Genomic DNA, 15,621 nt, shown 5'->3' on the forward strand with positions numbered 1-15,621 from the left:
CGTCGGGTGACGAGACCTCGTCATAGGGCTGAGCGTAGCGAGGTACGGCACTACGCTGGAGGGGCTGGTGCGAGAAGGAGAATCCATGGTACGTACGGTCAAGCTCGCGGTCATTCCCGGTGACGGGATCGGCCCCGAGGTCGTCACCGAGGCGCTCAAGGTGCTCGAGGCTGCAACGGCCGGAGGCGACCTCGCGTTCGAGCAGACCCCCTTCTCACTCGGCGCCGCGCGCTACCTCGAGACGGGCGACGTGCTCACCGATGCCGACCTCGACGCCATCAAGTCGCACGACGCGATCCTGCTCGGCGCGGTCGGCGGCGTGCCCGGCGACCCGCGCCTGACCGGCGCGAACATCGAGCGCGGCCTGCTGCTGAGGCTGCGCTTCGAGCTCGACCACTACGTGAACCTGCGCCCGAGCGTGCTCTACCCGGGCGTCGTCAGCCCCCTCGCGAACCCCGGCGACGTCGACTTCGTCGTCGTGCGCGAGGGCACCGAGGGGCCGTACGTCGGCAACGGCGGCGCGATCCGGGTCGGCACGCCCGCCGAGGTCGCCAACGAGGTCTCGGTCAACACCGCCTACGGGGTCGAGCGCGTCGTGCGCTTCGCATTCGCCGAGGCATCCCGCCGCCGCAACAAGCTCACCCTGGTGCACAAGACGAACGTGCTCGTCTTCGCCGGGTCCCTGTGGAAGCGCACGGTCGACGCCGTCGCCGCCGAGTTCCCGGGCGTCGCCGTGGATTACCTGCACGTCGACGCCGCGACGATCTTCCTGGTGACGGATCCTGCTAGATTCGATGTCATCGTCACGGACAACCTCTTCGGCGACATCCTCACCGATCTGGCCGGCGCAATCAGCGGCGGCATCGGACTCGCAGCCTCGGGCAACATCAACCCCGACGGCACGTTCCCGAGCATGTTCGAGCCGGTTCACGGTTCGGCTCCTGACATCGCCGGGAAGGGCATCGCCGACCCCACCGCCGCGATCGGCTCGGTCGCGCTCCTGCTCCGCCACCTCGGCGAGACGGATGCCGCGACCCGCGTCGAACGGGCGATCGCCGACGACGTCGCCGAGCGCGACGGCGCCGCATCCACCAGTGAGATCGGCGACCGCATCGCCGCACGCATCGCGGCGACGGTGCCCGCGAATTCGTAGCAACCGCATCCTGTATCTGCATCTCTGAAAGAGGGCGCCATGACCATCGACCTTCCGCTCCAGGCCCCGACCGCCGCCGGACTCATCTGGCAGACGATCCGCAACCCCGAGGCCAAGTCCGACGCCGAGCGCGAGGCCATCCTCGCTGCGCCGGGCTTCGGCCAGCACTTCACCGACCACATGGTCGACGTCTGCTGGAGCGAGAAGGGCGGCTGGCACCGGCCGCGCGTCTCGCCGTACGGGCCCATCCAGCTCGACCCCGCGGCCGCCGTGCTGCACTACGCGCAGGAGATCTTCGAGGGCCTGAAGGCGTACCGTCACGCCGACGGTTCGATCCAGACCTTCCGCCCGCAGGCGAACGCCGCGCGCATGCAGCGCTCGGCCCGCCGGCTCGCGCTGCCCGAGCTGCCCGAGTCGATCTTCCTCGACTCGCTCCGGCAGATCGTCGCGGTCGACGGCTCCTGGGTGCCCTCGGCCGACGAGACGAGCCTGTACCTGCGCCCCTTCATGTTCGCCAAGGAGGCGTTCCTCGGCGTGCGTCCCGCGAAGAAGGTCGCCTACTACCTGATCGCGAGCCCGGCCGGAGCGTACTTCCCGGGCGGCGTGCAGCCGGTGAACATCTGGCTCTCGACGAACTACGCCCGCGCCGGCAAGGGCGGCACCGGTGCCGCGAAGACCGGAGGCAACTACGCGTCGAGCCTGCTGCCGCAGGCCGAGGCGTACGAGAAGGGCTGCCAGCAGGTGCTCTTCCTCGACGACGAGCGCAACCTCGAGGAGCTCGGCGGCATGAACGTCGTGCTCGTCACCCGCGACGGTCGCCTGCTCACCCCCGAGTCCGACTCGATCCTCGAGGGCATCACGCGCGACTCGATCCTGCAGCTCGCGCGCGATCGCGGCATCGAGGTCGAGGAGCGCAAGATCTCGATCGACGAGTGGCGCCGGGGCGCCGAGTCGGGCGAGATCATCGGCGCGTTCGCGTGCGGCACCGCCGCGGTCGTCGTGCCCATCGGCAAGCTGCTCGCCGACGACTTCGAGATCGTGCACGAGGGTGACGCCGCGACGTCGCTGGCCATGTCGTTGCGCGACGAGCTCACCGGCATCCAGTACGGCCGGGTCGAAGACCGCCACGGCTGGATGGTGCGGCTCGACGCGTGACCACGGTTTCAGCTGGGACGCCGTCGGGTTCCGACGGCACGGCGGCGGCCGGATCGATCTCGATCCGGCCGTTCGCCGTCGACGACACCGAGGCTGTGGTCGCGCTCTGGCGTGCGGCCGGGCTCGTGAAGCCCTGGAACGACCCGTACCTCGACATCGAGCGCAAGCTCACGGTGCAGCCCGAACTCTTCCTCGTGGCGGTGGGCGGCGACGGGGCGCTCGTCGGCACGGCGATGGTCGGCTACGAAGGGCATCGCGGCTGGGTGAACTACCTCGCGGTCGCCGACCCTGCCCGCGGCACGGGTCTCGGGCGTGCACTCATGGCCGAGGCTGAACGACTACTCGTCGAGCGCGGCTGCCCGAAGCTCAACCTGCAGGTGCGCAGCTCGAACACCGACGTGATCGCCTTCTACGAGCGGCTCGGCTACGCCGTCGACGACGCGGTGAGCCTCGGTAAGCGGCTGATCCCCGACGCCTGAGCGGGTCGAGGGGGAGTGCAGCGACCGTCTCGAACCCTGCTGGCCCGTCCTCCACAGGCCGGTTCTCCGCTGATTCATCCACAGGTTTCTGGCTGATCAAAGCCGCTTTTCGCTGACCTTCGAATGTCAGTGGGTACCGGCATGATCGAAGTATGACGAACCCGATCGACGCACTCGACGAAGGCCTTGCCGGCCTGCGCGCCGAGTGGGTCGGGGCGGCGCCTGCGCTCGGTAGCGAACCCGACGACGACGGGGTCGCCGCGATGAGTGATCCGGGCCTCGTGCGGGTCCTCGATGCAGCGGGTGCATTGCGCCGACGGCTCGATGCGACGCTCGCGGCGCTGTCGGCCGAGATCGAACGGCGCAGCGATACCGCGTTCGGCGCCGAGGGGCTTGCGAAGCAGCACGGTCAGCGCAATGCGACCCAGCTCGTCGCGAACCTCATCGGGGCGCCCGCTCGTCACGCCGCGGCGCTCGTGAGGGTCGGCGCAGCGGTCAGGCCGCGCGAGTCGTTGCTCGGCGATCGGTGCGAAGCTCGTCGCCCGGCAGTCGCAGCCGCTCTGCGTGCCGGCGAGATCGGGGTCGAAGCGGCCGACGCGATCTGCACGATGCTCGACCGGGTGGCGCCGCGAACGAGCGCCGCTCGTGCCGACGCCTACGAGGCCGAGCTTGCCGGGTTCGCGGCGACCGTGCCGTACTCGCTGCTGCAGCGGGCCGTGACGCATGCCGAGGCGAGGCTCGATCCTGATGGTGTCGAGCCCCGCGACGAGGCGCTTCGCGAGCAGCGCTCGTTCACCATGGTCGAAGAAGCCTCAGGCATGGTGCGTGTGCACGGTCGACTCGATGCGCCGACCGCCGCGCCGATCAAGGCCGCGATCGAGCAGCTCGTGAGCGACGTGCTGCGACGACGTCGCGAATCGCCTCACGACGACGCCACCGATGCCGGCAGCCCCGAGTGCGCGGGCCCAGTCGTCGACGATCTGCGATCGATCGTCCAACTGCAGGCCGATGCGCTGGCTGATCTCGCGCGACACGCACTCGGCTGCGGCGAGATGCCGACCGTCTCGAAGACGACGATCGTCGTGCGGCTGCAGGCCGAGGCGCTCGAGAACGCGAGGTTCGCAGGGGCCGCCGAGTACTGGAGCGGTCGGTGTGGCGGCGCAGCCGGTTCGCTCGCCCTTCGCCGTCGGGCGACGACGGGTTCACATGATGCATCGACGAACGATTCCGCGACGATCGACGTGGACGGCCCGTTCGACTTGGTGGATCCGACCGGCGCCGACGGTGCGTTCGACACGCTCGGCACGGTCGACGGATTCGACCGCGTGATGTCGGCCGCGACGTTGCGGCGTCTCGCCGCCGACGCAGAGATCATCCCCGTCGTGCTCGGCGGCAAGAGCGAACCGCTCGACGTCGGCCGGACGAAACGACTCTTCACCCGTGCACAACGCATCGCGCTCGCCGAACGTGACGGCGGCTGTGCGAGCTGCGGTCGCAACATCGCCTACGTCGACGCGCATCACATCTCCTGGTGGAAGCGGCATGCCGGGCGCACCTCCATCGACAACGGAGTCCTCCTCTGTACGCACTGTCACCACCAGATCCACCTCGGTGGCTGGCGCATCATCGCGAGCCGACACGAGATCCGGTTCATCCCACCACCGCACATCGACCCAGAACAACGGCCGCGCCTCGGCGGGCGGGCGCGGTTCGAGTTGCGACACGTCGCGTGAGGAGTCGGGTTCGCGATTCACAGCCGAGCCCGTCGATCAGCCGAGCCCGCCGATCAGCCGAGCGGTCGAGCCGCCGAGCGGACGCACGGTCGAGCGGTGTCCGTGCAGGCGGGCGGCCGAGTGGTCGGGGAGCCGAGCGGGCCGAGCCGTCGATCAGCCGAGCGGACGCGCGCTCGAGCGGCGTCCGTGCGGGCCGGGAGGCCCGGGCGCGACCCGGCCGCGCCGATAGGCTGGAGTCATGAAGATCGCGCGGTTCAGCCATGGTGAGACCATCTCGTTCGGCGTCGTCGACGAGGAGGAGCACGAGCTCGTCGTCCTCAAGGCCGACCCGATGTTCGCCGGCTACGAGCCGACCGGCGAGCGGGTTCCGCTCGCCGAGGCGAAGCTGCTCGCGCCCGTGATCCCACGGTCGAAGGTGGTCGCGGTCGGCAAGAACTACCACGACCACGCCGCCGAGATGGGCGGTGAGGCGCCGGCCGAGCCGCTGCTGTTCCTGAAGCCGAACACCTCGGTGATCGGTCCCGACGACACGATCGTGCTGCCCAAGCAGAGCGAGCAGGTCGAACACGAGGGCGAGCTCGCCGTCGTCATCGGCCGCATCGCGAAGAACGTGAGCGAGGCCGACGCCGACCAGGTGATCTTCGGCTACACGATCGCGAACGACGTCACCGCCCGCGACCTGCAGCGCCGCGACGGCCAGTGGACCCGCGCGAAGGGGTTCGACTCGTTCTGCCCGCTCGGCCCCGTCATCGACACCGACCTCGACTTCGAGTCGGGCACGATCGAGACGAGCGTCAACGGCGAACGGCGGCAGGAGGGCCGGCTCGCCGATCTCGTGCACTCGGTGCCCGCGATCATCGCCTACGCGTCGAGCGTGTTCACGCTGCTGCCGGGCGACGTGATCCTGACCGGAACGCCCGCGGGCGTCGGGCCGATCGTGGACGGCGACACCGTCGAGGTGACGATCTCGGGGCTCGGCACCCTCTCGAACCCGGTGCGCGCCGCGCAGTAGGCGAGCACGGCATGGGCGAGCAGGTCGCGGGGCGCGGAGCGGACGCCGCCGGAACCGCCGGCGAGCCGGGCGTGGGTGAGCCCGACACGAGTGAGTCGCGAGCGAGCGGCCCACTGATGAGTGCGCCGCGAGCGCCCGATCCGCTGACGATCGACGCCGCACCCGGCGACGGACACCACGACCTGCGCGATCGCGCCGATCTCGCCGCGCTCATCGAGGCGTTCTACACCCGCGCCTTCGCCGACCCGTTCATCGGGCCGATCTTCACCGACGTCGCGAAGATGGACCTCGCCCATCATCTGCCGATCATGTGCGACTTCTGGGAGTCGGTGCTCTTCGACGCCGGCACCTACCGGCGCAACGCGCTCGCCATGCATGCCGCGATCGACGCCAGGCACCCGCTCACGGAGGCCCACTTCGACCGTTGGCTCGTGCTCTGGCGTCAGACGGTCGACGACGGGTACGCCGGTGAGGCCGCCGAACGTGCGAAGGTGCAGGCCGAGCGCATCGCCGCGTCGATCCGTCGCCGTCTCGCGGGCGGAACGGGGTCGGCGTTCGAGACGATCTCGACACGCGAACGCCTCGAGGCGACGGGCCTGATCGATGCGGCCAACGCTCCAAGCAGCGCCGAGGACTCCGGTGAGACCGGCGCGCGGCTCGGCTGAGACCGGCGCGCGGCTCGGCTGAGCACGGCGCGCCAGACGAGACCAGGCAGCGGGCTGCGCCGAGCATGAGCCTCCGGCGCGACCGCCCGCGACTCAGCTGAGCACGAGCGGTCGGCGCGAGCCGTTGACGGCGTCAGCGGCGCGCGCGACATCCTCGTCGTCGTTCCAGAGGTGGAATGCGACGCGCGCACGCCCCGCGCGCCCCGAGGCGACCAGTCCGGCCACGGTGAGGGCTGCGAGGTCGCACCCGGTCTCGTCGGGCCAGGTGACGATCGCCGAATCAGAGGCTTCGAGCCCCAGCCGTTCGCGGAACGCGTTCGCCAGCCCGAGGTCGTGGCGTCGCACCGACTCCAGGTCGAGCGACGCCGCGAATCCGAGCGCCGCCTCGGCACCGACCCAGGCGTGCCACGCGGGGGAGACCTCGAACCGGCGCGCGCCGTCGGCGAGGTGCAGCTCGGGTCCGTAGCACGACGCCCACGGGTCGGTGCCCGAGTACCAGCCGGCCGTGTGCGGGGTGAACTCGGTGATCGCACGGTCGGAGAACGACGCGAACGCGGCACCGCGCGGGGCGCCGAGCCACTTGTACGCGTGGCAGACGACGAGGTCGGCCTCGACGGCGTCGGCCGGCATCCAGCCGGTCGCCTGCGTCGTGTCGACGAGTGTCAGCGCGCCGGCGGTTCGCGCGGCCGCGGTGATCGTGGCGAGATCGGCGACCTCACCCGTCGCCGACTGCACGAGCGAGTATGAGACGAGCCACGTCGACGGCGTGATCGCGTCGGCGAGGGCGTCGAGCGGCACATGCCGGACGCGCAGGTCGCCGCGCGCGAGGAACGGCGCGACGACCGACGAGAAGTCGCCGTCGATGCAGAGGATCTCCGCGCCGGCCGGGGCCGAAGCGGCGGCGAGCCCCGCGAACACCGAGACCTGCGAGCCGGTGGCGATGCGCTCGGCCTCGGTGCCGAGGAGCGCCGCTGCGTGAACACGCGCCCGCTCGAGCGTCGCCGAGTAGTCGGCCGCGCTCGCGGAGCCGGTCGACCAGCGCTCGAGGTCGCGCCGCACGGCGTCGCGGGTGACGTCGGCGGGCAGGCCGAGGGTGCAGGCGGCGAGGTAGCCGCGGCCGGCCGCGAAGCGGTCGCCGAGGTCGAGACGGTCTGCGTGTTCGAGCATGCGTCCAGCCTCGGCGACCATAAATCATTCGACAAGACCCAGTGTGCGATGACACAGATAACCGCGGATTATGATTGCGCTATGTCGGATGCCTCGATCGAAGCCCTCGCGGCCGCACTCGACCTGCAGACCGTACGGGTGGTGCGCCGCATCGCCGAGCACGGCTCGCTCACCGCTGCCGCCGAGTCGCTCGGCTACAGCCAGCCGGCGGTGAGCCAGCAGTTGCGCCGGTTCGAGGAACGGACCGGTATCGCCCTCGTGGAGCGCGTCGGCCGCGGGGTGCGCCTCACGCAGTCGGGCCGGGTGCTCGCGCGGCACGCCAACGCCGTCGCGACCGTGCTCGAGGCCGCGGCCGGAGAGCTCGCCGAGCTCCGGGGTCTGCGAGCCGGGCGGGTGCGCCTCGTGGCCTTCCCCTCGGCGTCGGCCACGCTCGTGCCGAAACTCATCGCCGCGCTCGCGGCGGAGCATCCCGGAATCACCGTCACCTACGTCGAGGCCGAGCCGCCCGAGGCGGTCGCGGCGGTGCGCGCCGACCGCGCCGACGTGGCGATCACGTTCAGCTACCCGGGCGACCGCGACGACCCGCACCGCGCGAGCGCGCGCGGACTCGACGTGCGCTCGTACGGCGACGAGCCGATGCGGCTCGTGCTGCCCGCGGGGCATACAGCCGCGGCATCCGAGACCATCGACCTCGCCCAGCTGGGGGAGGAGTCGTGGATCGCCGGGTGCCCGCGCTGCCGCGGTCACCTGCTCGAGCTCGCGGATGCTGCGGGGTTCACACCGCGCATCGCCTTCGAGACCGACAACTTCGTCGCCGTCGAGGGCATGGTCGCGCAGGGGCTCGGCGTCGCGCTGCTGCCGGCGCTCGCGCTCGCCGCCTCGCCGCGGCATCCGGGCGTCGTCACGCGGCCGACCGCGCGCGCCGACGTACGGTCGCTGCACCTCGTCACCGCCAAGGGCGCTGACCGGGTGCCGGCGGTCGCCGCCGCGCTCGCTGCGCTGGCATCGCTCGCTGCATTGGCCGCGCCGGACGGTCACGACGACTGAGCCCGCCACGACGGCACCGCGGGTGCCGCCCGCGCCTCGATACCATTGAGCCGATGTCCGATTCAGCTCACCCCGTCACCCAGGCCACCGGCAGCGACATCCGTGTGCGCTTCTGCCCCTCACCGACCGGAACCCCGCACGTGGGTCTCGTGCGCACCGCCCTCTTCAACTGGGCGTACGCGCGGCACACCGGCGGCACCTTCGTGTTCCGCATCGAAGACACCGACGCCGCGCGCGACAGCGAGGAGAGCTACGAGCAGATCCTCGATGCGCTCACCTGGCTCGGCCTCGAATGGGACGAGGGAATCGGCATCGGCGGCCCGCACGAGCCGTACCGGCAGTCGATGCGCAGCGACATCTACGCCGAGGTCATCGAGAAGCTCAAGGCTGCCGGCCACCTCTACGAGTCGTACTCGACCGCGGAGGAGATCGACGCCCGCAACGAGGCCGCGGGCCGGCCCAAGCAGCTCGGCTACGACAACTTCGACCGCGACCTGACCGACGAGCAGAAGGCGGCGTTCCGCGCCGAGGGCCGCCAGCCCGCGCTGCGCCTGCGCGTGCCCGACGTCGAGCTCGGCTTCGACGACCTCGTGCGCGGCCGCATCGACTTCGCCGCCGGGTCGACGACCGACTTCGTGCTCGTGCGCCCCAACGGCGCCCCGCTCTACACGCTCGTGAACCCCGTCGACGACGCGCTCATGGGAATCACGCACGTGCTGCGCGGCGAAGACCTGCTCTCGTCGACGCCCCGCCAGATCGCGCTCTACCGCGCGCTCATCGACATCGGCGTGACGACCTTCATCCCGCGGTTCGGCCACCTGCCGTACGTCATGGGGGAGGGCAACAAGAAGCTCTCCAAGCGCGACCCCGAGTCGAACCTGTTCCACCACCGCGACCGCGGGTTCATCCCCGAGGGCCTGCTGAACTACCTCGCCCTGCTCGGCTGGGGCTTCTCGGCCGACCGCGACGTGTTCAGCCGCGACGAGCTCGTCGCCGCGTTCGACGTCGAGAACGTCAACCCGAACCCCGCGCGCTTCGACCTCAAGAAGGCCGAGGCGATCAACGGCGACCACATCCGCCAGCTCGAGGTCGCCGACTTCGCCGCCCGCACGGTGCCGTACCTCGAGAAGGCGGGCGTCGTCGCCGCACCGCTCTCGGCGGCCGACGAGGCGATCCTGGTCGAGGCGGCGCCGCTCGTGCAGGAGCGCATCGGACTGCTCGGCGAAGCGCCCGGCATGCTCGGCTTCCTGTTCACGGATGCCGCGGGGCTCGAGTACGACGAGGCCGCCGTCGGCGCACTCCCGGCCGACGCGCCGGCCGTGCTCGCCGCGGCCCGCGCGGCGCTGGACGCGCTGCCCGCATCGTCGTGGGGGACCGCCGAGATCGAGGAGGCGCTGCGCGCCGCCCTCATCGACGGGCTCGGCCTCAAGCCCCGCGTGGCCTTCGGTCCCGTGCGCACCGCGATCTCGGGGCGCCGGGTCTCGCCGCCGCTCTTCGAGTCGATGCAGATCCTCGGCAAGGTCGACTCGCTCGCGCGCATCGACCGCCTGGTGGCGCTCGTCGGCTAGGTCGCTGCCGCGCCGTCGACACCACCGCTTCGGGGGTGCTTTCCCGCAAGTTCAGCCGCTTTCGCGGCTCGCATCTTGCGGAAAAGCACCCCCGAAGTGCATCTGGGCCCGGTGAGCGCGGCTCAGTTTGGCTGGGGCGGTTCGGTAGGCTAGTGTTGTCTCTCGGCCCGGGAACCTCGGTTTCAGGCCATTGGGGTATGGTGTAATTGGCAACACGGCTGATTCTGGTTCAGTTGTTCTTGGTTCGAGTCCAGGTACCCCAGCTTTGAAAACCCCCGGTTCGCCCGGGGGTTTTGCTTTGTCACGGCTCAGACGGGCGGCTCAGCTCCGGGAGACGCCGGCGTCGTACCCGGCGATCGCGGGCGATGGTCACCAGGACGACGGCGATGCCCAGCAGGGCGACGAACGCGTTCGCCGCAGTGAGGGCGATGGCCTCTCCGGGCGTGAAGCCGTCGAGCTCGGTGACGTGGAAGACGAAGTGCGGAATCCCGAAGATCAGGTAGGCCACGGTCGCGGGGATCACGAAGTGCGCCTTCGGCGTGATGATCGCGAGGAGCAGCAGGAACGCGATCCCGAGCGTGGCCCAGCCGAAATCACGGGCGTAGTGCTCGCTGAACGGCGGGGTGAGGTCGACGGTGGGGAAGTTCAGGTAGAAGCTCTTCGGTGCGAGGGCGTTCCACATCCCGACGACGAGTTCGTCGAGGAAGAGGATCACCAGCCCGATGCGGATGAACACGGTCATGGACGGCTCCTTCGAATCGCGGCATCCCGACGGCGGTGCCGAAGCCGGGCGCTACTGAGTACGACGGCACAGCCTGCCCGTTCGTGAGGCGCGCGGACAGTTCGACCCTTCAACCTTGACGCGTCGATGATCAAGGCGCTGCCGTCAACAGGTCATGATGACCTCTCGTACGATGGTCGGATGATCACTGTGGATGGCCCGGCGGCGCGGATTCTCACGGCGTACACGGACCTCCTGGTGGAGCGCGGCATCCGCGGGGCGACGCTCGAGGCGGTCGCATCCCGTGCCGGGCTCTCGAAGTCGGGCACTCTGCACCACTTCACGTCGGTGCGGGCACTGCGCACTGCGATGTTCGCCGAGCTCCGCGCCCAGGTCGAGCAGGACGTCGAGCAGATGGCCGCCGCGCCCGAGGGGGCCGTGCGCTACTACCTGAGCTCGTCGCTCGATCGCGAGAGCGAGCTCGAACGGCTCATCGAGGCGTGCTACCGCATCGCGCAGACCGGCGACGACGACGCGCTCGAGGTGCTGCGCGATTGCCGCACGGGCTGGCTCGACCTGCTCGGCACCGCCACCGGCGACCCGACGCTCGCACGACTCGTGCTGTTCGTCGGCGACGGCATCAACCACAACGCGCTCATGAGCCTTCCGCCCGAGCGGGAGGACGTGCTGACCCCCGATCGCGTCGAAGCGCTCATCACGACGGTCGAGGCGATTCGAGCGAACCCGGGGAGCTGAGCGCACAGAGCTGTGCGCGCCGAGCCGAGCACCTCGAGCTGAGCACGCCGAACTCAAACTGCCGAGCCGGGGCTCTGCGGGCACGGCAGACCGACTAGTCGGTCGGTCAGGTACACTCGTTCGAGTCCGACGACCCTCGACGACGAGAAGGCACCACCCATGAGCTCCCCGGCGACCCCCACCGCGGCCCCAGCACCATCCACCCGAACCACACCCGGCGGCACCCCCACCAAGGGGCTCGCCATCGGCAAGCTCGGGCTCTGGGGCTCGACCGTCATCGGCATCGCCTCGACGGCGCCGCTCTTCTCGCTCGCCGCGACCCTCGGCTACGTCGTCATCGCCGTCGGCGCCCAGGCGCCGATCGCCTTCATCCTCGCGTTCGTGCCGATGCTCTTCACGGCGTTCGCCTACAAGGAGCTCAACGACGACGTGCCCGACTGCGGCACGGTGTTCACCTGGGCGGCCAAGGCGTTCGGTCCGCGCACCGGGTGGATGGCGGGCTGGAGCATCGCCGTCGCCGGCGTGCTCGTGATGGCGAACCTCGCCGAGATCGCCTCGGCGTACCTGCTGAGCCTCATCGGCGACGGCTCGCTCGCCGACGACCGGTTCATCGTGACGGCCTTCGGCTGCGTCATCATCGCCGTGATGACCTGGGTGTCGCTGCGCGGCGTCGAGATCGGCGAGCGCATGCAACAGGTGCTGCTGATCATCCAGTACCTCGCGATGGCCGCATTCGTCGTCGGCTGCCTGATCGGCTTCTTCAACGGCACCGCTCCCGACCCCACGCCCGTCTCGCTCGACTGGTTCAACCCGTTCCTCGCCGACGGCACCGGCATGGTGCAGGCGATCCTGCTCGCCCTCTTCATCTACTGGGGCTGGGACACGTGCCTCGCTCTCACCGAGGAGACGAAGGACCCGCGCCGCACGCCCGGCCGCGCCGCGACCCTCACGACCGTCATCCTGCTCTTCACGTACGTCGGCGTCACGGTCGTCGCGATGATGTACGCCGGACTCGGCGACACCGGCACGGGGCTCGCCAACGAGGCGCACGCCGACGATGTCTTCTCGGTGCTCGCGGGCACGGCGATGGGACCGTTCGGTTGGTTCCTCGTCATCGCGGTCGCGATCTCGGCGCTGTCGTCGTCGCAGACCACGATCCTGCCGACCGCACGCGGCACCTTCGCGATGGGCGTCTACAAGGCACTCCCGGCCCGGTTCGCGAAGGTGCACGAGGTGTCGAAGACGCCGACGTTCTCGACGACGCTGCTCGGCGTCATCGCGATCGTCTACTACGCGGGCATGAACCTCGTCTCGACCGACGTGCTCGCCGACTCACTGCTGTCGATGGGCCTCGCGATCGCGTTCTTCTACGCCATCGCGAGCTTCGCCTGCGTCTGGTACTTCCGCCGCACGCTCTTCGCGAGCCGACGCAACGTGTTCTACCGCTTCGTCTTCCCGCTCATCGGCGGGGTGTTCATGACGTGGGCGTTCGTGCAGTCGGCGATCGACATGCTGAATCCCGACTACGGCTACTCGCAGGTCGCGGGCGTCGGCGGCGCCTTCATCGTCGGCGTGGGCTCGCTCCTGCTCGGCGCCGTGCTCATGTTCGTCTGGGCGATGTTCCCGGGCGCCAAGGACTACTTCGAGAAGCGATCGCTCAACCGCGACACCGAGGTGCTCGCGCCCGAGTGAGCGATGCGCGATCCGGATGCCTCGTGGCGGGCACGCTCGTGCGAACGAGCGGCTCGCGGCCGAGGCATCCGCGTCGCCCCGCACCAGCATCACCGAACCGAACCCAACCGAATCGAACGAGGAGTACCGATGGCCGACACCATCGTCATCGGCGCCGGCATCGCCGGCGTCACCGCCGCCCGACTGCTTCAGGCGGGCGGGCAGCGCGTCGTCGTGCTCGAGGCGCGCGACCGCATCGGCGGACGCATGTGGACCGACCGCACCGCCGGCTTCTCGGTCGACCGCGGAGCGTCGTGGATCCACGGCCTCACCGACAACCCGCTGACCGAGCTCGTCGCCGAGCTCGGCATGGATGCAGTCGAGTTCACGGTCGGCAGCTACCAGGCCGGCGGTCGGCCGATCGCCGACTTCGACGAGGAGCATCGACGGTTCGACGCCGACGAGACCCGTCGCTGGCTGGCCGACATCGACACCGCCGACGATTTGCTGCTGCAGGCGTCGGCCGCATCGGCACCGGGGGAGACCTACGCCGACGTCAGTGAGCGGGCGATCGCGGCATCCGGATTCGACGGGCTTCGCGCCGCGCGGGTGCGCGCCTTCCACCGGCACCGCACCGAGGAGCAGTGCGGCACCGACATCGACCGGGTCGCCGCGCACGGGCTCGACGAGGACGCGATCGACGGCGACGAGGTCATCCTCCCGGGCGGCTACGACGTGCTGCCGCGCTCGCTCGCCGCGGGGCTCGACATCCGGCTCGGCCAGCAGGTCGTCGCGGTCAAGTGGTCGGAGGCCGGCGTCCGGGTCGAGACCGCGAGCGATGTCTTCGAGGCGGCTCGGGCCGTCGTGACGGTGCCGCTCGGGGTACTCAAGGCCGGCGGCATCCGGTTCGCCCCCGAACTGCCCGAGGTCGTGACCGGCCCGATCGAGCGGCTCGGCATGGGCGTGTTCGACAAGGTCTTCCTGCGGTTCGCCGAGCGGTTCTGGGAGGACGGGGTCTACGCGATCCGCCAGCACGGCGAGCCCGGCTTCCCCTGGCACTCCTGGTACGACGTGTCGGCGGTCAGCGGCGAGCCGATGCTGCTGACCTTCGCAGGCGGCGACTGGGCGCGGCGCATCGAGGCCATGGACGACGATGCGATCGTCGCCTCGGCGATGCAGGGGCTGCGTGCGAACTACGGCGATGCGGTGCCCGACCCGATCGCGCACTGGATCACGCGGTGGGGCGGAGACGAGTTCTCGCTCGGCTCGTACTCGTACGTGGCAGCCGGCGCCTCCCACGCCGATCACGACGCCCTCGCGACGCCCGTCGGGGGAGTGCTGCACTTCGCCGGCGAAGCGGCCTGGAGCACCGACCCGGCCACCGTGCACGGCGCGCTGCTGTCGGGGCACCGCGCGGCCGAGCGCATCCTCGGGGCCGAGATCCCGATCGCGAGCCTCGCGGAGGGTGCGCGCCCGGAATCGGACTGAGCCGTCGCGGACGGGGGCGTTCGCACCGTCTCCGGCGGCGAGAGCCGTCAGGCGCCGACGCGCTCGCCGTGGGCCGCCCGGTCGTGGATGACGCGCGCGATCACGGTTGCCGTGATCACGACGCCCGCGGCGATGAGGGCGGCGATGCCGGTCGTCACCGAGTGCGGTGCGTCGGCGAGTCGGGCGACCGCGACCCAGCAGAGCCCCCATGACAGCGACAGTGCCGGGGCGATGCGGCCGCCGCCTCGGATGGCGAGTGCGACGCCCACGCCCGCCGCGACACTCAGCACCGCGACCGCCCAGATCTCGGGCGCGAGGCCGAACCCGTCGAACCCGGCGGCGACCAGCACGGCGGTGGCGTTGGCGGCCGTCGCGATGACGATCCAGCCGAGGTAGAGGCCGATCGAGCCGTCGGCGACCACGGCTTCGACCCGATTCTTCGGCGGGATGCTGCGGAGCAGCACGAACAGCCGACAGAGCACGACGAGGATGGCGACGATGATCGGCAGGCTGAGCACGAGCAGGTCGAGCTGCACGCTGAAGATCCAGGCGGCGTTCAGCACGAGCGACGCGGTGACCCACCAGCCGAGCCGGCGTTGGCGCTCGTCGTGTCGTTGGGCGGGAAGGGCCTGCCAGATCGCGTAGGCGAGCATTCCGACGTAGATCACGCTCCAGATGCGGAACGCGCCGGTCGCGGGTGCGATGAGCGTCGAGTCGGCGTCGAGCGAGCCGCCCGCCGCATCCTGGATCGGGGTGCCGACGACCACGCCCGAGCCGATGAACGCCGCGATGACGGCGAGCACCGAGCTGATGAGGACGACGAGCTGCCGTGCGCCGTCGTGGGCGCCCGTTGCGGCGTCGGGTGTCGAATCGGATGCTGCGGCGGTCACGTGCCGTTCCCTTCGCCGAGGTGTACTGCGTGCGTCGGCGCCAGCCTTTCACGATCGAGGGCCGCCTGCCCCGGGTTGACAGCGACGGACGGGGCAGTGCGCGGGCGCCCGCGCCG

The 15,621-nt window shown here is 70.6% G+C and carries 14 protein-coding genes and 1 tRNA gene; 12 read left to right on the top strand and 3 right to left on the bottom strand.

From position 1 onward, the window contains the following. Nucleotides 1-85 precede the first annotated feature (85 nt). From MUN74_RS16065 to MUN74_RS16090, 6 genes are all read left to right on the top strand, one after another. Nucleotides 86-1,153, top strand: a complete 1,068-nt coding sequence (locus MUN74_RS16065) for a 3-isopropylmalate dehydrogenase (RefSeq protein WP_244853553.1) — start codon at nt 86-88, stop codon at nt 1,151-1,153. A gap of 39 nt (nt 1,154-1,192) precedes the next feature. After that, the gene (locus MUN74_RS16070; RefSeq protein ID WP_244853555.1) at nt 1,193-2,308 is read left to right on the top strand and encodes a branched-chain amino acid aminotransferase; all 1,116 of its coding nucleotides are present in this window, start codon (nt 1,193-1,195) and stop codon (nt 2,306-2,308) included. Next, nucleotides 2,305-2,787, top strand: a complete 483-nt coding sequence (locus MUN74_RS16075) for a GNAT family acetyltransferase (RefSeq protein WP_244853556.1) — start codon at nt 2,305-2,307, stop codon at nt 2,785-2,787. The genes MUN74_RS16070 and MUN74_RS16075 overlap by 4 nt, the downstream gene beginning before the upstream one ends. A gap of 152 nt (nt 2,788-2,939) precedes the next feature. Continuing rightward, nucleotides 2,940-4,520 carry an HNH endonuclease gene (locus tag MUN74_RS16080; protein WP_244853558.1) on the top strand — a complete coding sequence of 527 codons (1,581 nt, stop codon included), beginning with the start codon at nt 2,940-2,942 and terminating at the stop codon, nt 4,518-4,520. A gap of 238 nt (nt 4,521-4,758) precedes the next feature. Then, entirely contained in the window at nt 4,759-5,532 is a 774-nt protein-coding gene (locus tag MUN74_RS16085; protein ID WP_244853560.1) for a fumarylacetoacetate hydrolase family protein, read from the top strand. Nucleotides 5,533-5,648: 116 nt separating this feature from the next. After that, the gene (locus tag MUN74_RS16090; RefSeq protein ID WP_244853562.1) at nt 5,649-6,197 is read left to right on the top strand and encodes a group III truncated hemoglobin; all 549 of its coding nucleotides are present in this window, start codon (nt 5,649-5,651) and stop codon (nt 6,195-6,197) included. A 93-nt stretch (nt 6,198-6,290) separates the two neighbouring features. Here MUN74_RS16090 and MUN74_RS16095 read toward each other — a convergent pair whose 3' ends face one another. Further along, nucleotides 6,291-7,364, bottom strand: a complete 1,074-nt coding sequence (locus tag MUN74_RS16095) for an aminotransferase class V-fold PLP-dependent enzyme (protein WP_244853563.1) — start codon at nt 7,362-7,364, stop codon at nt 6,291-6,293. An 81-nt stretch (nt 7,365-7,445) separates the two neighbouring features. Here MUN74_RS16095 and MUN74_RS16100 point away from each other — a divergent pair, with 81 nt between their 5' ends. The 3 genes from MUN74_RS16100 to MUN74_RS16110 all read left to right on the top strand — a co-directional run bounded on the left by MUN74_RS16100 (nt 7,446) and on the right by MUN74_RS16110 (nt 10,242). Then, complete coding sequence (locus MUN74_RS16100; RefSeq protein WP_244853565.1) at nt 7,446-8,411, top strand: LysR substrate-binding domain-containing protein; 966 nt, start codon at nt 7,446-7,448, stop codon at nt 8,409-8,411. 53 nt (nt 8,412-8,464) lie between these two features. Next, on the top strand, nt 8,465-9,979 hold the full coding sequence (gene gltX, locus MUN74_RS16105) for a glutamate--tRNA ligase (RefSeq protein WP_244853567.1): 1,515 nt from the start codon (nt 8,465-8,467) through the stop codon (nt 9,977-9,979). A gap of 191 nt (nt 9,980-10,170) precedes the next feature. After that, nucleotides 10,171-10,242 (top strand) — tRNA-Gln (locus MUN74_RS16110). 38 nt (nt 10,243-10,280) lie between these two features. Here the strand turns inward: MUN74_RS16110 and MUN74_RS16115 are convergent. Continuing rightward, nucleotides 10,281-10,721 (bottom strand): hypothetical protein, encoded by a 441-nt coding sequence (locus MUN74_RS16115; protein ID WP_244853569.1) that lies wholly within the window; start codon nt 10,719-10,721, stop codon nt 10,281-10,283. A gap of 180 nt (nt 10,722-10,901) precedes the next feature. On the opposite strand from MUN74_RS16115, the gene MUN74_RS16120 reads away from it, so the two are divergent. The 3 genes from MUN74_RS16120 (at nt 10,902) to MUN74_RS16130 (ending at nt 14,615) form a co-directional block, all read left to right on the top strand. Further along, complete coding sequence (locus MUN74_RS16120) at nt 10,902-11,456, top strand: TetR/AcrR family transcriptional regulator (protein WP_244853570.1); 555 nt, start codon at nt 10,902-10,904, stop codon at nt 11,454-11,456. 159 nt (nt 11,457-11,615) lie between these two features. After that, the gene (locus MUN74_RS16125) at nt 11,616-13,148 is read left to right on the top strand and encodes an APC family permease (protein ID WP_244853572.1); all 1,533 of its coding nucleotides are present in this window, start codon (nt 11,616-11,618) and stop codon (nt 13,146-13,148) included. Between the two features lie 129 nt (nt 13,149-13,277). After that, nucleotides 13,278-14,615, top strand: a complete 1,338-nt coding sequence (locus tag MUN74_RS16130; RefSeq protein WP_244853574.1) for a flavin monoamine oxidase family protein — start codon at nt 13,278-13,280, stop codon at nt 14,613-14,615. A gap of 47 nt (nt 14,616-14,662) precedes the next feature. Here the strand turns inward: MUN74_RS16130 and MUN74_RS16135 are convergent, their stop codons facing one another. After that, on the bottom strand, nt 14,663-15,505 hold the full coding sequence (locus tag MUN74_RS16135) for a TspO/MBR family protein (protein ID WP_244853575.1): 843 nt from the start codon (nt 15,503-15,505) through the stop codon (nt 14,663-14,665). Between the last annotated feature and the right edge of the window lie 116 nt (nt 15,506-15,621).

Origin of the sequence: Agromyces sp. H17E-10, from assembly GCF_022919715.1 — a bacterium.
Taxonomy (GTDB): Bacteria; Actinomycetota; Actinomycetes; order Actinomycetales; family Microbacteriaceae; genus Agromyces.